The sequence below is a fragment of the Pedobacter sp. 01N310 genome, assembly GCF_056399805.1.
In genome coordinates this window covers 200,649-218,993 of the sequence record NZ_JBFTSB010000008.1, presented here as the reverse complement: position 1 = coordinate 218,993, position 18,345 = coordinate 200,649, and the positions used below count along the sequence as shown (strand labels likewise).

Annotated in this window: 18 protein-coding genes; 13 read left to right on the top strand and 5 right to left on the bottom strand. The window is 38.7% G+C overall.

Annotated features, from left to right (window positions below; genetic code table 11):
- Positions 1–61 precede the first annotated feature (61 nt).
- Positions 62–2,554, bottom strand: coding sequence for a PAS domain S-box protein (locus AC1DNH_RS17540; protein ID WP_477578652.1), 2,493 nt, complete (start codon positions 2,552–2,554; stop codon positions 62–64).
- A 94-nt stretch (positions 2,555–2,648) separates the two neighbouring features.
- Entirely contained in the window at positions 2,649–3,551 is a 903-nt protein-coding gene (locus tag AC1DNH_RS17535; RefSeq protein WP_477609088.1) for a LysR family transcriptional regulator, read from the bottom strand.
- 98 nt (positions 3,552–3,649) lie between these two features.
- On the opposite strand from AC1DNH_RS17535, the gene AC1DNH_RS17530 reads away from it, so the two are divergent.
- Both AC1DNH_RS17530 and AC1DNH_RS17525 read left to right on the top strand, forming a co-directional pair.
- Positions 3,650–4,279, top strand: coding sequence for an NAD(P)H-dependent oxidoreductase (locus tag AC1DNH_RS17530; RefSeq protein WP_477578655.1), 630 nt, complete (start codon positions 3,650–3,652; stop codon positions 4,277–4,279).
- The gene (locus AC1DNH_RS17525) at positions 4,251–4,535 is read left to right on the top strand and encodes a putative quinol monooxygenase (protein ID WP_477578657.1); all 285 of its coding nucleotides are present in this window, start codon (positions 4,251–4,253) and stop codon (positions 4,533–4,535) included. Before AC1DNH_RS17530 ends, AC1DNH_RS17525 begins: the two co-directional genes overlap by 29 nt.
- Here AC1DNH_RS17525 and AC1DNH_RS17520 read toward each other — a convergent pair whose 3' ends face one another.
- Positions 4,536–5,387, bottom strand: a complete 852-nt coding sequence (locus AC1DNH_RS17520; protein WP_477578659.1) for an EamA family transporter — start codon at positions 5,385–5,387, stop codon at positions 4,536–4,538.
- Between the two features lie 116 nt (positions 5,388–5,503).
- A complete protein-coding gene (locus AC1DNH_RS17515) occupies positions 5,504–5,851 on the bottom strand; it encodes a hypothetical protein (protein WP_215129386.1) in 348 nt (115 codons plus the stop codon).
- A 119-nt stretch (positions 5,852–5,970) separates the two neighbouring features.
- On the opposite strand from AC1DNH_RS17515, the gene AC1DNH_RS17510 reads away from it, so the two are divergent.
- The 5 genes from AC1DNH_RS17510 (at position 5,971) to AC1DNH_RS17490 (ending at position 11,094) form a co-directional block, all read left to right on the top strand.
- Positions 5,971–6,501, top strand: coding sequence for a superoxide dismutase family protein (locus tag AC1DNH_RS17510; RefSeq protein ID WP_215129389.1), 531 nt, complete (start codon positions 5,971–5,973; stop codon positions 6,499–6,501).
- A gap of 205 nt (positions 6,502–6,706) precedes the next feature.
- Positions 6,707–7,240 carry an ExbD/TolR family protein gene (locus AC1DNH_RS17505; RefSeq protein WP_477578662.1) on the top strand — a complete coding sequence of 178 codons (534 nt, stop codon included), beginning with the start codon at positions 6,707–6,709 and terminating at the stop codon, positions 7,238–7,240.
- Positions 7,241–7,547: 307 nt separating this feature from the next.
- Positions 7,548–7,754 carry a bacteriocin gene (locus AC1DNH_RS17500; protein WP_215129392.1) on the top strand — a complete coding sequence of 69 codons (207 nt, stop codon included), beginning with the start codon at positions 7,548–7,550 and terminating at the stop codon, positions 7,752–7,754.
- A gap of 62 nt (positions 7,755–7,816) precedes the next feature.
- The gene (locus AC1DNH_RS17495; RefSeq protein WP_215129394.1) at positions 7,817–8,977 is read left to right on the top strand and encodes an HlyD family secretion protein; all 1,161 of its coding nucleotides are present in this window, start codon (positions 7,817–7,819) and stop codon (positions 8,975–8,977) included.
- Positions 8,978–8,982: 5 nt separating this feature from the next.
- The gene (locus AC1DNH_RS17490; protein ID WP_477578664.1) at positions 8,983–11,094 is read left to right on the top strand and encodes a peptidase domain-containing ABC transporter; all 2,112 of its coding nucleotides are present in this window, start codon (positions 8,983–8,985) and stop codon (positions 11,092–11,094) included.
- 608 nt (positions 11,095–11,702) lie between these two features.
- On the opposite strand, the gene metK is transcribed toward AC1DNH_RS17490, so the two are convergent.
- Positions 11,703–12,953, bottom strand: coding sequence for a methionine adenosyltransferase (gene metK / locus AC1DNH_RS17485; protein ID WP_029277640.1), 1,251 nt, complete (start codon positions 12,951–12,953; stop codon positions 11,703–11,705).
- Positions 12,954–13,178: 225 nt separating this feature from the next.
- Here metK and AC1DNH_RS17480 point away from each other — a divergent pair, with 225 nt between their 5' ends.
- From AC1DNH_RS17480 to AC1DNH_RS17455, 6 genes are all read left to right on the top strand, one after another.
- On the top strand, positions 13,179–14,060 hold the full coding sequence (locus AC1DNH_RS17480; RefSeq protein WP_477609389.1) for a diacylglycerol/lipid kinase family protein: 882 nt from the start codon (positions 13,179–13,181) through the stop codon (positions 14,058–14,060).
- A gap of 149 nt (positions 14,061–14,209) precedes the next feature.
- A complete protein-coding gene (locus AC1DNH_RS17475; protein WP_230142598.1) occupies positions 14,210–14,560 on the top strand; it encodes a translation initiation factor in 351 nt (116 codons plus the stop codon).
- Positions 14,561–14,897: 337 nt separating this feature from the next.
- On the top strand, positions 14,898–16,568 hold the full coding sequence (locus AC1DNH_RS17470) for a sensor histidine kinase (protein WP_477578668.1): 1,671 nt from the start codon (positions 14,898–14,900) through the stop codon (positions 16,566–16,568).
- Position 16,569: 1 nt separating this feature from the next.
- The gene (locus AC1DNH_RS17465; RefSeq protein WP_477609391.1) at positions 16,570–17,313 is read left to right on the top strand and encodes a LytR/AlgR family response regulator transcription factor; all 744 of its coding nucleotides are present in this window, start codon (positions 16,570–16,572) and stop codon (positions 17,311–17,313) included.
- Between the two features lie 122 nt (positions 17,314–17,435).
- The gene (locus tag AC1DNH_RS17460) at positions 17,436–17,636 is read left to right on the top strand and encodes a hypothetical protein (protein ID WP_477585242.1); all 201 of its coding nucleotides are present in this window, start codon (positions 17,436–17,438) and stop codon (positions 17,634–17,636) included.
- Positions 17,626–18,246: a LytR/AlgR family response regulator transcription factor gene (locus AC1DNH_RS17455; RefSeq protein ID WP_477585241.1), complete on the top strand. Its 621-nt coding sequence runs from the start codon at positions 17,626–17,628 to the stop codon at positions 18,244–18,246. Before AC1DNH_RS17460 ends, AC1DNH_RS17455 begins: the two co-directional genes overlap by 11 nt.
- Positions 18,247–18,345: the final 99 nt, after the last annotated feature.

Sequence of the window (18,345 nt, the reverse complement as noted above, 5' to 3'; positions counted from 1 at the left end):
AGAAAAAACTTATCTCATTTTGCGAAAACCTTAGTGATCTTTGCGGTAAAAACTGTGCTAATTAACTCAATGGCAAAGTAAAATGAAAAACGGAACCCTTACCTTCTTCGCTTTCTGCCCATATCCGGCCGCCATGTCTTTCAATAATTTCGGCGCTTAAGTAAAGCCCGATCCCAAAGCCCGAAATGGTGTGGTTACCCTGCACGCGGTAATAACGTTCGAAAAGTTTATCAATATCTTCCGGCTTTATCCCTATTCCCTCATCTTTAATCTGAATTTCAACCTCAGTATGGTGCAATTTGCAGGTAATCTCGATACGTGTACCATTGTCTGAGTATTTTAAGCCATTGCTGATCAGGTTAGAAAGCACATTCCCGATTTTATTCCGATCGGCATTAATGTTAACCTCGCATGTTGGGTTTAATATAATTTGATGCGAAGATTGTGACACATAAGTTTCTTCGATGGTTTCTTTCAGCAGTTCATCTAAGCTAAAGTTTGTTTTTTCGATAAGCAGCTTGCCCGATTCTAAACGGGATACATTTAAGAAACCATTAATCATGGCGGTCATTTTCCTGATCTGGCTGTGCGCTTTATCTAAAGCAATAATGGCATAATTATCTTCATCTTTTTTTGCTTTGCGCTGCAAAACCTGCACAAAACCATTAATTGCAGTTAGCGGTGTTTTTAACTCGTGACTAACCATTCCGATGAAGTCGTTTTTTCGAATCTCATCTAATTTTTGCTCCGTAATATCGATGAAAAGGCCAGAGTACTCCGTTGGATTTCCCTGTTGATCTAAAAAAACACGCCCGGTTGCTCTAACCCATTTTTCCTGACCATTAATTAAATTGTTAATCGGGTATTCCGTATCACTAGGTAAATGGTTTTTTATGGCATTATCCAGCGCCGAAAAAAGCATGTTATGGTAATCCGGATTCACGGCCTTCATAATCATATCCATTTCTGCAGGTTTATCCAAAGGCAAGCCCAACAAGTCCTTAACAAAGCTCGACATCGTAACTTCAAGTGTTTTCGGATTGATGCTCCATGTACCCATTCTGCCGGTTTCTATCGCCTGTCTGAGTTTTTCCTCACTGTCTGATAGTTTATTGGTGTACTTGATAAGGTCATCATGCGTTTTAGCAAGCTCTTCATTTGTAGTGGCCAGCTCTTCGTTTGCTGCTGCCATTTCCATATTTATGCCTTGCAGTTCTTCCTGATAAAGTTTTCGCTCTGTAATATCAGGACTTACCGTAGCAATGGCAACTATTTCATCGGTTTCATTTCGAATGGCAAAGCCATTCCATTCAATCCAAAAAGGATGTCCTGTCTTTTCATTCCAGAATCGAATCTCCTGTCTGAAGGTATTATTCTTTAAAATCTCTGGTAGAATTTCCTTTGCCTTTAATCGATCTTCTGGAAAAATGCAATCTAAGATTGTTCTGTTCGAAATGCCAGACCAGCCTAGTTTTTGTACTGCGGCAGGATTTAGGTACTGGATTGACATATCCAATTCGGCAATGCCTATAAACTCTGAGCTCGCCTCTATAAGTTTATTTAGATTCAGTCGCTCTATTTCAATTAACTTCCGTTCTGTAATGTCAATGCAGGAGCTAATGTAACCAGCGAATGAGCCATCGGCATGAAAACGTGGAGGGCCGCTAGCAAGCAACCATCTGTAATCGCCTTTTTTGGTGAGTATTCTAAATTCGCCGGTAAAAGGTCTTTTTTCGGCAAGGGCCGAAAGGTAAATATTTATATACCTATCCCGATCTTCAGGATGAATTAAATCTGCCCAGCCAAAGTCGAGCAGATCTTTCATCGATCGGCCCGTGAGTTTTACCCACGATTTATTAAAATAAATGGCATTTCCACTTTCATCAGCAACAGCAATAAAAATATCGGTTCCTTCTGCCATGGTCCTAAAGCGCTTTTCGCTTTCCGAAAGCTGGTTAAAGCGCTCAATAACCCTTAATTCCAGTTCGTTGTTTAAAACGTGCAGCGTTTCTTGTGTTTCCTGGAGCTCTTCGTTGGTGGCCACAAGCTCTTCATTGGTTGTGGCAAGTTCTTCTACTGTTGCCGCCAGTTCTTCATTTAAAGTTTGCTCGCGTTGTAACGCCTCTTCTCTTTCAAGCGCCTGTTCTACAGCCTGCTGTCTAAGTACCCGCTCGCTTACATCAATTGCCGTATGTAAAATGCAGATGGTTTTACCCGCATCGTTTTTTATCGCCCGGTACTCGAAATCAAAATAGAAAGTTTGTAATTCGCCGTCGATTACTATATCGGCGGCAGTGCCTTTTCCCGAAATTACAAGCCCTTCCAACCATACTTTCCTGAACATATCGATAAAAGGTTGTCCTTTAAGTTCAGGTAAAGCCTCTTCTAACGATTTTCCGATTACGCTCCTGTCTTTTCCCCATATTCTGAGCATTGCATCATTTGCCGCCTGAATTATGGCCGTTTCGCCAACATGAACAGCTGTGGCCGTATGGGTCAAATTAAAAACTTCTAATAATTGATCGCTACTTAAAAGGTGATTAGGATAACTCATTATGGAAGCTTAAAGTATTATCTGAAATAATTATTTATCTATTGTTTAAGCAAAATTAAATCAGGGATCTAACCATGATCATTTTCAATATAAACTATATACTAACCATAACCTCCTTAAAAAGTTTTTTAATGATGTGGATTTCTGATGCATACTGGGTGTTTTTCCTACAACCAAAATATAAAGTGTTTGTCAGTTTTGAGGTGCCTTCCCAAATTACTTTTACTTTTTCTTCTTCAACTTCTTTTTTGCAAAGAAAATCGGGTATAATAGCCAGGCCTTTTCCTCCGGATAAGCAGCGTACAATCGAATTGAGGTTCGGTACAATGTAGTTAGGGCGAAAATCGGCATGTTTGCCAAAGTTAAGCTGCCAGAAACGTAGAAGATGTTCCATATCGCCGGCTGTTCCATACCATTTTTGTTGTTTTAACCAGGCTTCCATTCCGGCTAAATCGTTCTTTTTAACCAACGAATTAAAAGTTTGCCCATCAGTTTCTATTCCGCCTACTAAAACAATGGTTTCGGAGGAAAAAGCCTCGTGTTCTACATTGGCCGAATTGCCTTTTTGTGGGGTGATAATCAGGTCTAAAATACCTTTATCCAATTGGTCTAACATTTCAGGATATTCGCCGAAACGGATGATCACATTAAAAGGAAGTGTAGATATATATTGTTCGAGTGTAATCTGAAAAGTTTCGAAACACATGCCTACGCTAATGGTTGGTGTATGTTTCTCAGTGCTTTTTTGAAAATGTTTTTCAGCATCCTCAAGTTTTGTAAGCGGCTCTACAATGAAATTATAAAGCACTTTTCCTTTTTCGGTCGGAATCATCTTCCTGCCCGTACGCTCGAACAGCTTATAGCCGACGTAACTTTCTAAAGAACTTAAATGCAAACTTACCCCGGGCTGCGAAATAAACAGGTTCTCTGCTGCACCGGTTAAGGTTCCCGTTTTATAAATTGCCTTAAAACTTCTGTACCATTCTAAATTAACCATAATTTTGCTATTATAATTCTGATACAAAGCTATGAATTAACTTGTTTTAATAATAGATTTAGGCGCTGTAATTTTGTCTTATCAAATAGAAAAACGAAATGACAAAAATATTCATCATCAACGGGGGACAAAAATTTGGTCACTCAGGGGGCAGGTTTAACGAAACAATAGCTGATGCTACAGCCAGTTTCTTTTCTTCATTGGCAGATTTCGAAGTGAAAACAACTAACATTAATCATGATTATGATCCGAAAGAGGAAGTAGAAAAATATGTTTGGGCAGATGTTGTAATTTACCATACACCCATCTGGTGGTTTCAGTTACCATATGGGTTTAAACAATATATCGATGTTGTGTTTACCGAAGGGCATAAAAAAGGAATCTATGTAAGTGATGGCCGTAAAGCAGATAATCCGACAAGAAACTACGGCACCGGAGGGATGTTGCACGGTCGTAAGTACATGGTAACATCATCGTGGAATGCACCAAAAGAAGCATTTACCTTACCTGAAGAATTTTTTATGGAAACCAGTGTAGATGATGGTGTATTGTTTGGTTTTCATAGAATGAACGCTTTTACCGGAATGGAATGCATAGATGGCATTCATTTTCACGATGTAGAAAAGAACGCAGATATAACGAATGCACTTAAATTGCATGAGGAACATTTAACCCAAAATTTTTTAAATACAGCAGTATATGAGCATTTATCTAACAGCAATTGTTAAAAGTAAGAAAGAAACCACAGCAGCATTAAGAACTATGCTGCTGGATATGGTGGTAAATTCCCGCAAAGAGGAAGCCTGCATTCAGTATGATCTGCATGAATCTGCAATTGATAATACTTTTATTTTTCAGGAGGAGTGGAAAGATCAGGCAGGTTTGGATCTCCACGATCAGCAGCCTTATATTTTAGCCTTTGTAGCGCAAGCAGATACATTGACGGATGGCATTGTAATCTATAAAACAGAAAAACTGGCCTAATTACAGTTTTGCACGCCTGGCTGTTAACGAAGAACCCGCAGAAGCAATAACAACGAAAGCCACGGCAAAACACTCTTTTAAAGTGAGGTATTCTTGTAAAAAAACGAGTGCAGCTAATGAAGCCATGGCAGGTTCGAGGCTCATTAAAATACTGAAAGTCCGGGCAGGGAGCTGCTTAAGGGCTCTCATTTCGAGGGTAAATGGGATGGCGCTTGATAGTAGAGCAAGCGCTGCTCCTAAACCCAGTAATTTTGGATTAAGGCCACTTAAGCCGTCGCTAAAAACACCAAATGGCAAGATGACTATGGTAGCGAATAACATTCCAATGGCAACAGCATCACCACCTTTCATTATTTTTGAGATCCTACCACCCAGTATAATATAGGCTGCCCAAAAAATGCCGGCTAAAAGTGCCAACAATACACCCACAACATTTAGCCCTGTACTAGTCCAGGGGGCAATTAGTGCAATGCCGGCTGCGGCCAGTACTACCCAAAGGAAATCTATAGGTTTTTTAGATCCAAAAATAGCCAGGCCCAATGGGCCAACAAATTCTAAAGTTACTCCTAAACCAATCGGAATTCTTGCTATAGCCATATAGAATACCATATTCATTACCCCTAAACAAACACCGTATAGGGTAACATATTTCCATTGTTTGGCATTTAGTTTAAATAAGTTTGGCCTAAAAGCGATTAATAAGATGATCGCTGATAAACCGATCCGTAACGATGCGGTAGCAGCAGCGCCAATTTGTGGGAAAAGCCCTTTTGCAATTGCCGCCCCACACTGCACACTGATAATAGACAGTAAAACGGCTGGTATGGGTGGGATATTGATTTTGCTTTTCATCTGTCGCTGGTAAATGAGGCGCAAAATTACGGAATTATAACCTGCTAATATTTTAAAATACAAAAAGGGAGAATCAGATTACGCTAATTCTCCCTTCCAATAAAATTTTTAGGCTATTAACAGAAAAGTTCCTGTTCATCTCTATTTTCGGTAGGAATTTTCTTTAAGAAATCATCAAATGCCGGTCCTTCATTATCAGAGTAGATGCCATAAGCATCTAATATATACCCAATGTTTTTCTCCTGATCTTCTACCAGATACAATACTGAATTGTCTGCAGGATCTGAATCTCCTTCAAAGCGATAAGTTTTAACAATGGTTAAATCTTCGGGGCTATAAATTTTTCCGAGCGATTTACTTTGCATCTTACCATGATCAGAAATTTTTAATTCGTTATCTTTTCCTTTCAGCCTCAATTTCTCCAAAATTTGACTTAAAGTGTTCATTGCAATTGGCTGTTCCATAGTTATACGATTTTATACTGTTTAAACAAGTGGCATTCGAAATGGTTTTAGCATCCTTCTTTTTAAAGCAAACTAAATGATTGTCAATCTGTTTCTTATGTGAACTAAATTTTTATAAAATGAAAAAATATCTTTTAAGCTTAGCTATTGCAGGTGTAGCACTTATCAGTGCTTGTGCTAAAACCGACAAAGAAATTGCCCAGGCCACTTTGACCGAAACAGCTGATAATACAAAAACCATTGGAACGGCAAAGTTTTACGAATTAAGCGATGGAAAAATTAAGATGGACATCGAGATGAATTTTGCTGCACGTGCAGACAGTAATGTTGCGGTCCACTTTCACGAACATGGCGATTGTGGCAATATGGGTGAAAATACACACGGCCACTGGAACCCAACTAAAGAAGCTCACGGCAAATGGGGATCTGCCAATTATCACAGCGGTGACATTGGCAACATCATGTTAGATAATAAAGGCCATGCCACGCTTTCGGTTACTACCGATAGATGGAGCATTAAGGATGGCGATATTAAAAATATTATCGGTCGCGGAATTATTGTGCATGGTGGTACCGACGATTATACTACACAACCAACTGGTAACTCAGGGCCAAGGGTGGGTTGCGGTGTAATTGAAGCAGTGAAGTAATATTATATTAATATGATCGTCATTGCGAGAAGGCTTTTTCAGCCGACGAAGCAATCTTAATACGGTAGCCATAAACCCACAGTTGTAAGATTGCTTCGTCGTTCCTCCTCGCAATGACGACTTTTTCTTAAGCGATTAAATTTTTAATCGCTTTTTTTATGCAATTTGATAGCGCTTGTCATCATCATTAAAAACCTAAATTATTATGGCAACATTAAACGAATCTCAAAGCGGCAAGGCTGCGAAAGGAAGAACCAAAAAACCAGTCCCAAGGGTAGATCTTACCGCAATGGTAGATCTGATGTTTTTATTGACTGCATTTTTTATGCTCACCACTTCATTGGGTAGCTTAAATGCGGCAGATATTGCTAAACCAGTTAAAGATGAGGGTGTAGATATTGTACCCTATCCCGAATCACGTACCATGACCATCCTGCTCGGCAAAAACAACAAGGCCGTTTGCTACATGGGAACAATAGAAAAGGCAGATATGCACATTATACCTGTGGCAAATATTCAAAAAGAAATTAGTAAAAATGAGAAACTGGTTGCAGAAACACATCAGCACAATCCTGCCAAATACATGATCGTAATTATCAAGCCAGCTAAAACGGCCAAGTTCCAAAATTTTGTTGATGTAATTGATGAGATGAAGATTGGCAATATTAAATCGTATGCCATTGACGACGATCATATCGCAGAAAAAGAGATAGCATTTATGAAAATGAATGGCATCTGATCAAGCTATTTTTTTAAACCAGACTAATAAAAATCAGCGAATAAAAAGAATGCAAGGCGGTTTCAGGCTAATGAATAAATTGAATATGAAAACTAATACCCTAGTTTTTTGGTAGTGATTGCGTTTTTTATGTGATGGGGGCATTTTTTTGGGGTTATTAACGAATCGTTAGGTTTTTGTTAGGTGTTTAATACTACATCAGTATAGCTAATATTATTACATTCGTCGAAGTGTTTGGCCAAGCATCAGGCGCATCCCGAAAAGCCTTCAAAAGAGTAGGGATCTTAAAACTCAAAAAAAATCTAGTATGAAAAGTTTAGAATTAAAAAATCTTGGTGTTAAAGAAATGAACACAACTGAAATGTCACAAGTTGAAGGTGGTGGTATTATTAACAATACATTAAACGAACTTTTAACTTCTCTTGCAGGAACTTTAAATGCAGTTGGTGCAGACACTTCGACATTTTTAAGCAAAACAGTAACCAATGTTTTGAAACTTGTTTGGAGTCTATAAGCAATTTATTGTATCCGCTGTTCTGGTTTCCAGAATAGCGGATGCTTTACGATTTCAACACTATGGCGCTAACCAGTTACTCTACAGAAAGAATTTCAAATACTGCTCTCGTTTACCGTTCTCAAATTAGTAAATCAAGCCAATTAATTTATGTCGTTGCTGTGGCAGCCATTTTAATTGTTTTGATTGCCCTTCCATTTGTTAAAATACCCATTAGTATAAATGGGACAGGCGTTTTACAATCGACCATCGAAAAAACAGAACTTATTGTACCGGTTAATGGCCGGTTAATACAGTACAAACTTTCGGATAATAAAAGACTTAAGCAGGGCGATACGCTCTTAGCCATTGATGCGGGTTTACCCAAACAGCAGGATGCCTTGGTTGAAACCCGCAAAAACCAGATCACCCATTTTTTACAAGATATTAGCACGCTGTTATCATTTAACGGTGGGTCATCAAATTTGCAAAGCGGCCAATATGTAGCGTCCTGGCAACAATATGTGCAGGAGTCAAAAAATGCTGGTATTGCAAAAAGACAAGCCGCGAGCAATTTTGCGCGCTATAGTAAGCTCTATCAGAATAAAGTACTTACGCAATCTGAATACGAAAAATACAAATACGAACTAGAGCAGGCCGAATCGGTTTATTTAATGGTGCGTACCAAATATAAAACTCAATGGCAAACTGAAGCCAATGGTTACCGGAATGAGCTGCGTCAACTTTCGGGTCAGCAGGCAGAACTTAATGAGCAGAAAAAACAATATGTATTGCGTGCGCCGATAGATGGTTCAGTTCAGAATTTAGTCGGTTTGCAGAATGGCGCATACGTATTTGCCAACCAAAAAGTAGGAGAGGTTTCGCCCGATGCGGGTTTAGCTGCCTACTGTTATATCAATCCTTCAGATATTGGCCTGATTAGAAAAGGACAGGAAGTGCATTTTCAGATCAATGCCTATAATTATAACCAGTGGGGTTTGGCAGTAGGTAAAGTGATCGATATTTCGGACGATATTGTGATCTTAAATGGTAACCAGCCTGCTTTTAAGGTAAAGTGTTTAATGGATAAAAATTTTCTGATGCTCAAAAACGGTTACAAAGGATACCTCAAAAAAGGAATGAATTTTACGGCTCGTTTTAAAGTAACCGACCGTAGTTTATATCAATTACTTTATGATAAGGTTGATGATTGGGTTAATCCGAATTTAATCCAAAAAACATAGAAGCAATGAGTACAAAAGTTAAGCAACGAGATATAACAGATTGTGGTGCGGCTTGTCTGGCTTCAATTGCTGCTCATTATAAATTGGATTTGGCTGTTGCCCGCATCAGGCAGCTTGCCGGAACCGATAAAAAAGGTACAACCGTTTTAGGACTTGTTGAAGCGGCCCAAAAATTAGGATTTGAAGCGAAAGGTGTAAAGGCACCTTTTGACAGTTTATTTAAAATACCTACGCCCGCTATAGCACATATTATTGTGAATGATATCCTTCAGCATTATGTAGTGATTTACAAAGTAAACAGTAAGTTTATAGAGGTGATGGACCCTATAGATGGGAAAGTGCACCGTAAAACGCACGATGAATTCAAAAAGGAATGGACTGGTGCTTTAGTCTTATTGTTGCCATCAGAAGACTTTCAGATCGGCAATGAAAAAAAATCAATCCAGGGTAGATTTTGGAGTTTGATTAAACCGCATAAAGGCATTCTGACGCAAGTTTTATTTGGTGCTATTGTTTATACTGTACTGGGTTTATCCACCTCTATTTTTGTTCAGAAATTAGTCGATTTTGTACTGGTAGATGGTAACCATAACCTGCTAAACCTCATGAGCATAGCCATGATGGTTATTCTGCTGGTACAGCTGTTTATTGGCTCGGCAAAAACAATTTTTACCTTAAAAACAGGCCAGTTAATCGATTCGCAGCTTATTTTAGGGTACTACAAACATCTGCTCCGTTTGCCACAGCAGTTTTTTGATACCATGCGGGTGGGCGAAATTATTTCGAGGATTAATGATGCGGTAAAAATCAGAACATTTTTAAATGATGTATGCGTAAATTTTGTAGTCAACATTTTTATTGTTTTCTTCTCATTTATCATGATGTTTACCTACTACTGGAAATTGGCACTCATCACGCTTACGGTTATCCCGTTATACCTAATAATTTATGTAATTACCGATAAATTTAACAAACGTACGCAAAGGAGGTTAATGGAAGATGCTGCCGAGCTCGAATCGCAATTGGTAGAGAGCTTAAACGCTGTAGGTACCATTAAACGTTTCGGCTTAGAAGATCATGCTAACGATAAAACCGAAACCCGTTTCATCAAGTTGCTCCAGGCAGGCTTTAAATCGAATATAAATGCCGTTGTATCGGGTACTTCTACCGAGTTTATTTCGCGCATGATTACCATTGTATTGCTTTGGGTAGGTGCAGGTTATGTATTAAGCAATTCGATTACCCCTGGAGAACTATTGTCGTTTTATACGTTGATCGGTTATTTTACAGGACCAGTATCTTCTTTAATCGGGATGAATAAAACCGTACAGGATGCTGTTATTGCGGCCGACAGGTTATTCGAGATTATGGATCTGGAACGCGAAAGTGATGAGAACCAGATTGAACTGAGTGCCGATAAAATTGGGGATATTCATTTCGAAAATGTTTCTTTCCGCTATGGGGCAAGGCTACCCGTTTTCGAAAATCTGAATTTAACCATTCCACAAGGTAAATTTACAGCCATTGTTGGCGAGAGTGGTTCGGGAAAATCAACTCTAATGTCTATCCTGCAGAATATTTATCCGATACAGGCGGGCAATGTGCGTATAGGTAAATATGATCTGAAATACATTACCAACTCGTCGCTTCGCAGAGTGGTATCGGTAGTGCCACAGCAGATCGATTTATTTGCTGGTAACGTAATCGACAATATTGCCATTGGCGAAGAAGAGCCCGATATGCAAAGGATTATTGATATTGCCACCAAGCTGGGTTTAATTGGCTTTATTGAGGCTTTGCCTAGGGGCTTTCAGACTTATCTGGGCGAAAACGGTACATCTTTATCAGGCGGACAAAGGCAGCGGATTGCCATTGCAAGGGCTTTATACCGCGATCCGGAAATCCTGATTTTAGACGAAGCCACCTCATCGCTCGATTCGGTTTCTGAGCAACATGTACAACGCATGATCGAACTTTTAAAAGCCGAACAGAAAACCGTAATTGTAATTACGCACCGATCGAGCACGTTGAACAATGCTGATAAAATTATTGTATTGGATAAAGGTTTAGTGGTTGAGCAAGGCAGCCATCAGGAGCTGAAATACCACTTGGCCTAGACTTCGTAAGTTAGACTTACCTCTCTCTGCGTCACCCTGAATTTATTTCAGGGTCTTTCACTCAAAAAGAAAGTTCTTTGCCATAGACGTTTCTGCTGTTAGCCTAACTAGGAATACATAGTTAAGTATGTATTTGTATTGTTTTTGGAAAGCAATTGCAGAAGCTCTTTTTAATGTCGGTCCTGCTTTTCATTACAAATCCGCTCCCGGTGAAGGACCGGGCTTACGGGCTTTTCATTTCAATCAGGTTTGGGTAGGTAGGCCTTTGCTACTATTACCGGAGGTCTGCATAGTTTCAGTGTATTTATTTCTTACAAGGATTATCTCCCCAAGAGCCACCAGCCCAAGTTAACTAAACCCGATAGCAGCGGTACGAAGTATAGCGTATAGCGGGATTATCGGAGCCGATGTACACAGAAACCTGCTTTTCAAAAAAGTTATCAATGATTTTTCGGGTGGTGTAAGGTGTTACCACCTGACACAAATCTATTCAGTCAGCTGGAAACATCTGACCGCACGGTCAAACTCCGCAAGTTTTGCACCGGCCGCAACAAAAAAGGCGTTCTGCATAGCTGCAAGAACGCCTTTTCTATAATTTATTCGAAGAATTAAATACCGAAAGCAGCTTTAACCTGATCTACGTAATCTAATTTCTCCCAGGTAAACAAATCAACCGTAACTGTTTTTTCTTCACCATTCGGTGTCCTGAAAGTTTTGGTAACCGTTTCTGGCGTACGGCCCATGTGTCCGTAGGCAGCAGTTTCGCTATAAATTGGGTTTCTTAATTTCAAACGTTGCTCAATAAAGTAAGGACGCATATCGAAAATCGATTCTACAATTTTAGCAATCTCGCCGTCCGTTTTACCCACTTTGCCAGTGCCGTAAGTATTGATGTAAATACCCATTGGTTTTGCAACACCGATAGCGTATGATACCTGAACCAAAATTTCGTCGGCTACGCCAGCAGCCACTAAGTTTTTAGCGATATGGCGTGTAGCGTAAGCCGCACTTCTGTCTACTTTACTTGGATCTTTACCCGAAAAAGCACCACCGCCATGCGCACCTTTACCACCGTAAGTATCAACAATAATTTTTCTTCCGGTTAAACCAGTATCGCCGTGAGGGCCACCAATTACAAATTTACCGGTCGGATTAATGTGATATTCAATTTTATCATTAAATAAATGTGCGTATGCAGGATTACTTTTGATAATTCTTGGGATCAGGATATTCACTAAATCAGTTTTGATTTTAGCCAGCATTGTTGCCTCTTCATCAAAATCGTCATGTTGTGTAGAAATTACAATCGCATCGATACGTACTGGTTTATTGTTATCGTCGTACTCTAAAGTAACCTGGCTTTTTGCATCTGGACGTAAATAAGTGATTTCGTTATTTTCGCGGCGCAAAACAGCAAGTTCCTGTAATAATTTATGAGAAAGGTTTAATGCCAAAGGCATATAATCTTCGGTTTCGTTGGTGGCGTAACCAAACATCATACCCTGATCGCCAGCACCCTGTTCTTCTTTGTTGCTTCTATCTACACCTTGGTTAATGTCTTGAGATTGCTCGTGTATTGCCGATAAAATTCCGCAAGAGTTGGCCTCAAACATATACTCGCTTTTGGTGTAACCAATTTTCTTGATTACATCGCGGGCAATCTGTTGTACATCTAAATATGTTTTAGATTTTACCTCACCAGCCAAAATAACCTGACCAGTAGTTACCAAAGTTTCGCAAGCAACCTTTGATTCTGGATCGAAAGCTAAGAAGTTATCAATTAATGCATCCGAAATTTGATCGGCGATTTTATCTGGGTGGCCTTCAGAAACAGATTCTGATGTAAATAAATATGACATTTATTAAATAAATTAATGGTAAATAAACAAATTAATACTTGCCAAACCCCTTGGAAACAGGTGTTTAAATGATTGAAAGGAGGCATTAGCAATTTTTTTAAGTGGTTGCAATCCGGTCCCGAGGTGTCGGGATAGCAAATCAATCCACTTTTTTACTGCTGCAAAATTAGCATATTTTCTTTATTTCAAAAATTATAGATTATTTTGTGCACTCATTCTTACACTTTGCACACAAAGATCAATATCCTCTTTATTATAAACCCTATCTCTGGTGGGCGAGGAAAATTACGCATCCCTGATTTTATTGATCAATACCTGGATAAGGAGAAGTTTAGTCCGAACTTTGTTTTTAGCGAATATGTTGGTCATGCCGGCGAATTGGCAGACGAAGCCGCAACTAAAAATTTCGATGTAATTGTTGCTGCAGGTGGCGATGGCACCATTAACGAGGTGGCCAGTAAAGTATTAAAACACAAAAAGATTTTGGGGATTTTACCGCTTGGATCGGGGAATGGCCTTGCCAGATTTTTAAGAATATCGAAAAATTTAAGGTATGCACTTTCCCTGATCAATAATTTTAGGATTGATGAGATTGATACTGCCGAGTTTAACAACAAATGTTTTTTTAATCTGGCCGGTATGGGATTCGATGCCCATTTGAGCGCTGTTTTTTCGAAAGATAAAAAACGCGGTCTGTCAGGTTATGTAAAGCTGGGTTTTAAAGAGGTTTTTAACTATAAAGCACAAACTTATTTGCTAAACATTGATGGCGCCGAATATACCAGAAAAGCTTTTGCCATTAGCATTGCCAATTCATCGCAGTACGGCAACGATGTTTATATTGCACCTAATGCTTCGGTAAAAGATGGCTTGCTGGATGTTTGTATTATTAAACCTTTTCCGATAATAAAATTGCCATTATTGGGTTATGTAATGTTAAGAGGGAAGGCCGAAACATCAGACATGATTGAAATTATTAAAGGCAAAAACATTAAAATTACCAGAGAAAAAGCTGGTGCAGTGCATGTAGATGGCGAGCCCTTACAAATGGGGACTGAGATACACGCGGTAGTAAATCCGCTCTCGCTCAAAGTAATTGTTCCTTGAGTGTTGTGCTAAGCGTGCGGCGGTTGGCGTTGATTCCTGATCAAATAGATTGCTTAGCACACTCAAATCTTGCGCCGCAACTAATTGTTGGGCTATGCACCCAAACGAATGAACAAATGGCCAGTGAACCAATGAACCTTTTATAAAACATGAAACCAAAGAAAAATAGTTTAAGTGATCTTGGCGGAATTATGTATTCTACCAATCCAGAATTCGAATACGAAGAAGAAGTTGATGATACCGTTACTTCGCCAAATAATCAACAGGATTTAAGGGTAATGCTCGATAAAAAGAACCGTGGTGGTAAGGCGGTAACCTTAATTACCGGTTTTAGAGGGCGTACTGAAGATTTAGAAGTATTGGGCAAAATGCTTAAAACTAAATGTGGTGTAGGTGGCTCAGTTAAAGACGGCGAAATCATGATCCAGGGCGATGTACGCGATAAAGTAATGGGCATCCTGCAGAAAGATGGTTATAAAGTGAAAAAAGCCGGAGGATAATAGAAAAAGCTGTCATCCTGAGTGCTAATTTATTGTATAAAAATCAATACTATTGACAGCGGATTTTAATGAATTAATATATTGCTTGGAATCGTCATTCCCAACTTGATTGGGAATCGTAATGCAATAAGCTTTAAGATTCCCGCCTGTGCGGGAATGACGATCATTCTATTGGAGTCTGTCAATGGTAGTGAAGTGCAATATCTTCGAGAAACCTAATTCTTCCCGAATATAAATACTGTCTCAAATCCCTCTTTTACAAAGTTATTCATGCCATATCCTGTTTTAATGTTTCCTGAACAAATTTTTTGCAAGATGTTTATGAAAAATTAAACGCATGAAAAAGATAATTTACCTTATCATCCTATGTTTTCCTCTATACTCACTGAGCCAAGGGAAAAATAACACTTTTTTAAGTGAAGCGAATGGAAATTCAATGTTATATGGTATTACCAGTCCATATTCAAATTGTCCTGTATTGCTTCGAGTTGATGAAAGAACCAAGTGGATTTCTTTTAGTAATCATGAACCAAGTGATCCACTGAAAAATAGTGTTTTCCTTGGAGAGGCAAAAACAATACATCTGGAGATGAGGATACACAAAGACAGCCTAAAATGTTTTAGATATTCGATTGTAGAGAATGATAGCGTTTTCCTCGTAGATGACGCCATTCCAAGTAAGATAAATTTTAGATGGAATAGCAGAAGTGATTTTCCAAATTACCTTACAATGAGTTTAGGTGATTACAATGCAATTGATAAAAAGATTACTATCAAAATATATAAACTACCTCAAAAATTTAAGGTAAGTACCACTGTAATTTATAATCAGCCTCTATTACCAGCTAAGATATTAAGCAAGACTGTATTTTCAGAATCGATTAATACTAAGGGGTTATCGGTTAAAGAGATCGGTGATCTTGTTAAGAAAAAAGGAAGAAGTGCATTTTTCCTCAAAGGAAAGCCTTTTAAAGATGGCGAAACCATAGTAAATGATAGTATTCTGCGGATGTCAATAGGTATTAAAAATACTGGTGTTAATTTTATTTATAAAGTGAAAATAACGAGGTATAGCAATGATTATCCTGAAGAAACAGTTCTAACCGCTAGCAATTGGGAAAATTCGTATATACAAATTGATGCTGAATATTTTAAGAAACCAGGAAAATATAGGGTTTCAATTGCACCTGAAATATATAGATCGCTAGACTTACCACGAGGTTTACCCTTTACGTTAACCGAAACATCATTTAAGTTTACAATTATTGAAAAGAAAGAAAAGCTTTTTACCTCTCGAGAGTTATTACTAATTAGTGTTATAGTAGGCGGCCTTTGTGGTCTCATATCGGTTTTAATCCTTAATAATCGCAAAAAAAAGGCGGCTAAGATACTTGCTCAGAAATCTCAGGAAAAAGAAATCGCCAAACTCCAGCTAGAATCTGTCCGCTCACAGCTAAACCCACACTTTTTGTTCAATGCACTTGCAGGTATCCAAACGCTGATGAACAAAAACGAAACCGACAATGCCAACCGCTACCTTGTTAAATTTGCACGATTAACACGCAATGTGTTAGATCATAAAGAACTCATCAGCTTAACTTCTGAGAAAACCTTGCTTGATGATTACCTGCAGATGGAGCAATTGCGTTTTGGTTTTCAGTACCAGATCACAGCTTCACCTGATTTAGATGTCGAGAATATCGAAATTCCGGCCATGCTTTTGCAACCCTTTGTAGAAAATGCTGTAAAACATGGCATCGCAGAGAAAGGAAATGATGGTAAGATCGGAATTGGTTTTACAGCACAATCAGCAGATCTGGTTTTAAGTATAAAAGATAATGGAAGTGGTTTCGATGTAAGCCAAGATTACGAAGGTTTAGGTTTGGCTTTGACTAAAAACAGAATATCTTTACTCAATTCCATCTATAAAGAAAATCAGTTTTTATTGGATATGAAAGCAGATGCAGATGGGACAGTAATTAAGATCACACTAAGCCAATGGTTGTAAGATGCGGGCAATTTTAGTAGACGATGAAGCAGCGAATTTAGAAAATCTGAGGATTTTACTGGATAAGCATTGCCCCAATATTAAGGTGGTAGCCATTGCCAGTAATATTGGCGACGCCTTTAGCCAGGTTAATCTTCATCATCCGGATTTGCTTTTCCTCGATATCCAGATGGGTAAAACAACCGGTTTCGATTTGTTAAACCAGCTTACGGAGAAAACTTTTGAAGTAGTTTTTGTAACAGCTTACGATAATTATGGTATCCAGGCGGTAAAATTTGCTGCCTTGGATTATCTGCTGAAACCTGTAGATCCTGACGAATTGAAAGTAGCTGTTGAAAAGGCCGAGATCAGGATCAAAAACAAAATACATGGCGAGCAGCTCAATTTTTTACTGAGTCAGATCAAGAAGAACGAGCCAGGTACGCCGAAAATTGCATTGCCGCAACAGCACGAAATCCGTTATGTTTCGGTTGATGATATTATGCGTTGTCTTGCCGATAACACTTACACGTTTTTCTTTTTAAGCAATGGCGATAAAATCCTGATTTCGAAACCACTGAAAGAATATTCCGATCTGCTCAAACCCCACGGTTTTGTGCGGGCACACCAAAGCCACCTGGTTAACCCGAAATTTGTAAAAAGCTGGCTTAAAGAAGATGGTGGAACACTTTTAATGGATAGTGGCGATAAAATTCCGGTGAGTAAGCCGAATAGAGAAATGGTAAAAGAGGTGTTGGGGAAGTAACCAGTATAGGCAAATACTAAAGGATTACCTGTCAATCCTCACCATAAGCCAACCAATGCTCAATGTTGATTTTTAAATGAATAGCACATAGCTACTTTCGTTGAACATTTAAATCAATCAACATGAAACAGTTATTATTTTTACTCTTTTTTATCATTGCTTTTGGCTTACAGGTGGCGCATGCAGAATTTTTGAATCTTGGTGCGGCAGAGATAATAATGCTTTTGGTTGTGGGCTTTTTTACTGTAACCTTCGTTATAGGTTTTATTTTTTTATGTTTATATCTAATTAGACGTGTTAAGCCAGCTAAAAATGAAAAATAAGATAATCTTTGGGTTAGTTTTTATCCTCGCTTATGGTATTCATATTGCCTATGCCGATTTTCTAAATATGGGTAGTGCGGAAATAATTATGCTTTTGGTAGCAGGCCTTGTCTTTTTCGGATTTTTTGGTGGTATTTTTATGCTGATCTACTTTTTGATTAAAAAAAACCGTAATACGTCATCAAACGTTGCCCCGAATACCGTAGCCATAAACTTTGCACCTCCGCTTGATTATCAAAACCCTACTGTTGAAGAAAGAATCGACAAAAAGGATACCGTTAAAGGGGTTACCAGGATAGCGTTACCTCAACAGAATGAAATTAGATATGTTGGTATCGAAGAAATCATCAGGTGCGAAGCGGATAACAATTACACCAACTTCTTTTTTAGCGACGGTGATCAGCTTTTGATTTCGAAATCATTAAAAGAATATTCCGATCTGCTCAAACCCCACGGTTTTGTGCGGGCACATCAAAGCCATTTGGTTAACCCGAAATTTGTAAAAAGCTGGCTTAAAGAAGATGGTGGAACACTTTTAATGGATAGTGGCGATAAAATTCCGGTATCGAAACCAAATCGGGAGCTGGTGAAAGAGGTGTTAGGAAAGTAATTTATATAGCGTTAATTCGCGTTAGGGATTGTAAGGGTTAAGTACCGATTAAGCATATGTTTTTATTTAATCACGGTATGCTTGCTTGTTTCACAGGTC

Coding starts and splice junctions, on each gene's coding strand:
- AC1DNH_RS17520 (WP_477578659.1), bottom strand. CDS start 5,387: ATGAAAAGCAAAATCAATATCCCACCCATACCAGCCGTTTTACTGTCT.
- AC1DNH_RS17495 (WP_215129394.1), top strand. CDS start 7,817: ATGGCGCTAACCAGTTACTCTACAGAAAGAATTTCAAATACTGCTCTC.
- AC1DNH_RS17500 (WP_215129392.1), top strand. CDS start 7,548: ATGAAAAGTTTAGAATTAAAAAATCTTGGTGTTAAAGAAATGAACACA.
- AC1DNH_RS17540 (WP_477578652.1), bottom strand. CDS start 2,554: ATGAGTTATCCTAATCACCTTTTAAGTAGCGATCAATTATTAGAAGTT.
- AC1DNH_RS17465 (WP_477609391.1), top strand. CDS start 16,570: ATGCGGGCAATTTTAGTAGACGATGAAGCAGCGAATTTAGAAAATCTG.
- AC1DNH_RS17470 (WP_477578668.1), top strand. CDS start 14,898: ATGAAAAAGATAATTTACCTTATCATCCTATGTTTTCCTCTATACTCA.
- AC1DNH_RS17475 (WP_230142598.1), top strand. CDS start 14,210: ATGAAACCAAAGAAAAATAGTTTAAGTGATCTTGGCGGAATTATGTAT.
- AC1DNH_RS17510 (WP_215129389.1), top strand. CDS start 5,971: ATGAAAAAATATCTTTTAAGCTTAGCTATTGCAGGTGTAGCACTTATC.
- AC1DNH_RS17460 (WP_477585242.1), top strand. CDS start 17,436: ATGAAACAGTTATTATTTTTACTCTTTTTTATCATTGCTTTTGGCTTA.
- AC1DNH_RS17530 (WP_477578655.1), top strand. CDS start 3,650: ATGACAAAAATATTCATCATCAACGGGGGACAAAAATTTGGTCACTCA.
- metK (WP_029277640.1), bottom strand. CDS start 12,953: ATGTCATATTTATTTACATCAGAATCTGTTTCTGAAGGCCACCCAGAT.
- AC1DNH_RS17505 (WP_477578662.1), top strand. CDS start 6,707: ATGGCAACATTAAACGAATCTCAAAGCGGCAAGGCTGCGAAAGGAAGA.
- AC1DNH_RS17455 (WP_477585241.1), top strand. CDS start 17,626: ATGAAAAATAAGATAATCTTTGGGTTAGTTTTTATCCTCGCTTATGGT.
- AC1DNH_RS17515 (WP_215129386.1), bottom strand. CDS start 5,851: ATGGAACAGCCAATTGCAATGAACACTTTAAGTCAAATTTTGGAGAAA.
- AC1DNH_RS17525 (WP_477578657.1), top strand. CDS start 4,251: ATGAGCATTTATCTAACAGCAATTGTTAAAAGTAAGAAAGAAACCACA.
- AC1DNH_RS17535 (WP_477609088.1), bottom strand. CDS start 3,551: ATGGTTAATTTAGAATGGTACAGAAGTTTTAAGGCAATTTATAAAACG.
- AC1DNH_RS17490 (WP_477578664.1), top strand. CDS start 8,983: ATGAGTACAAAAGTTAAGCAACGAGATATAACAGATTGTGGTGCGGCT.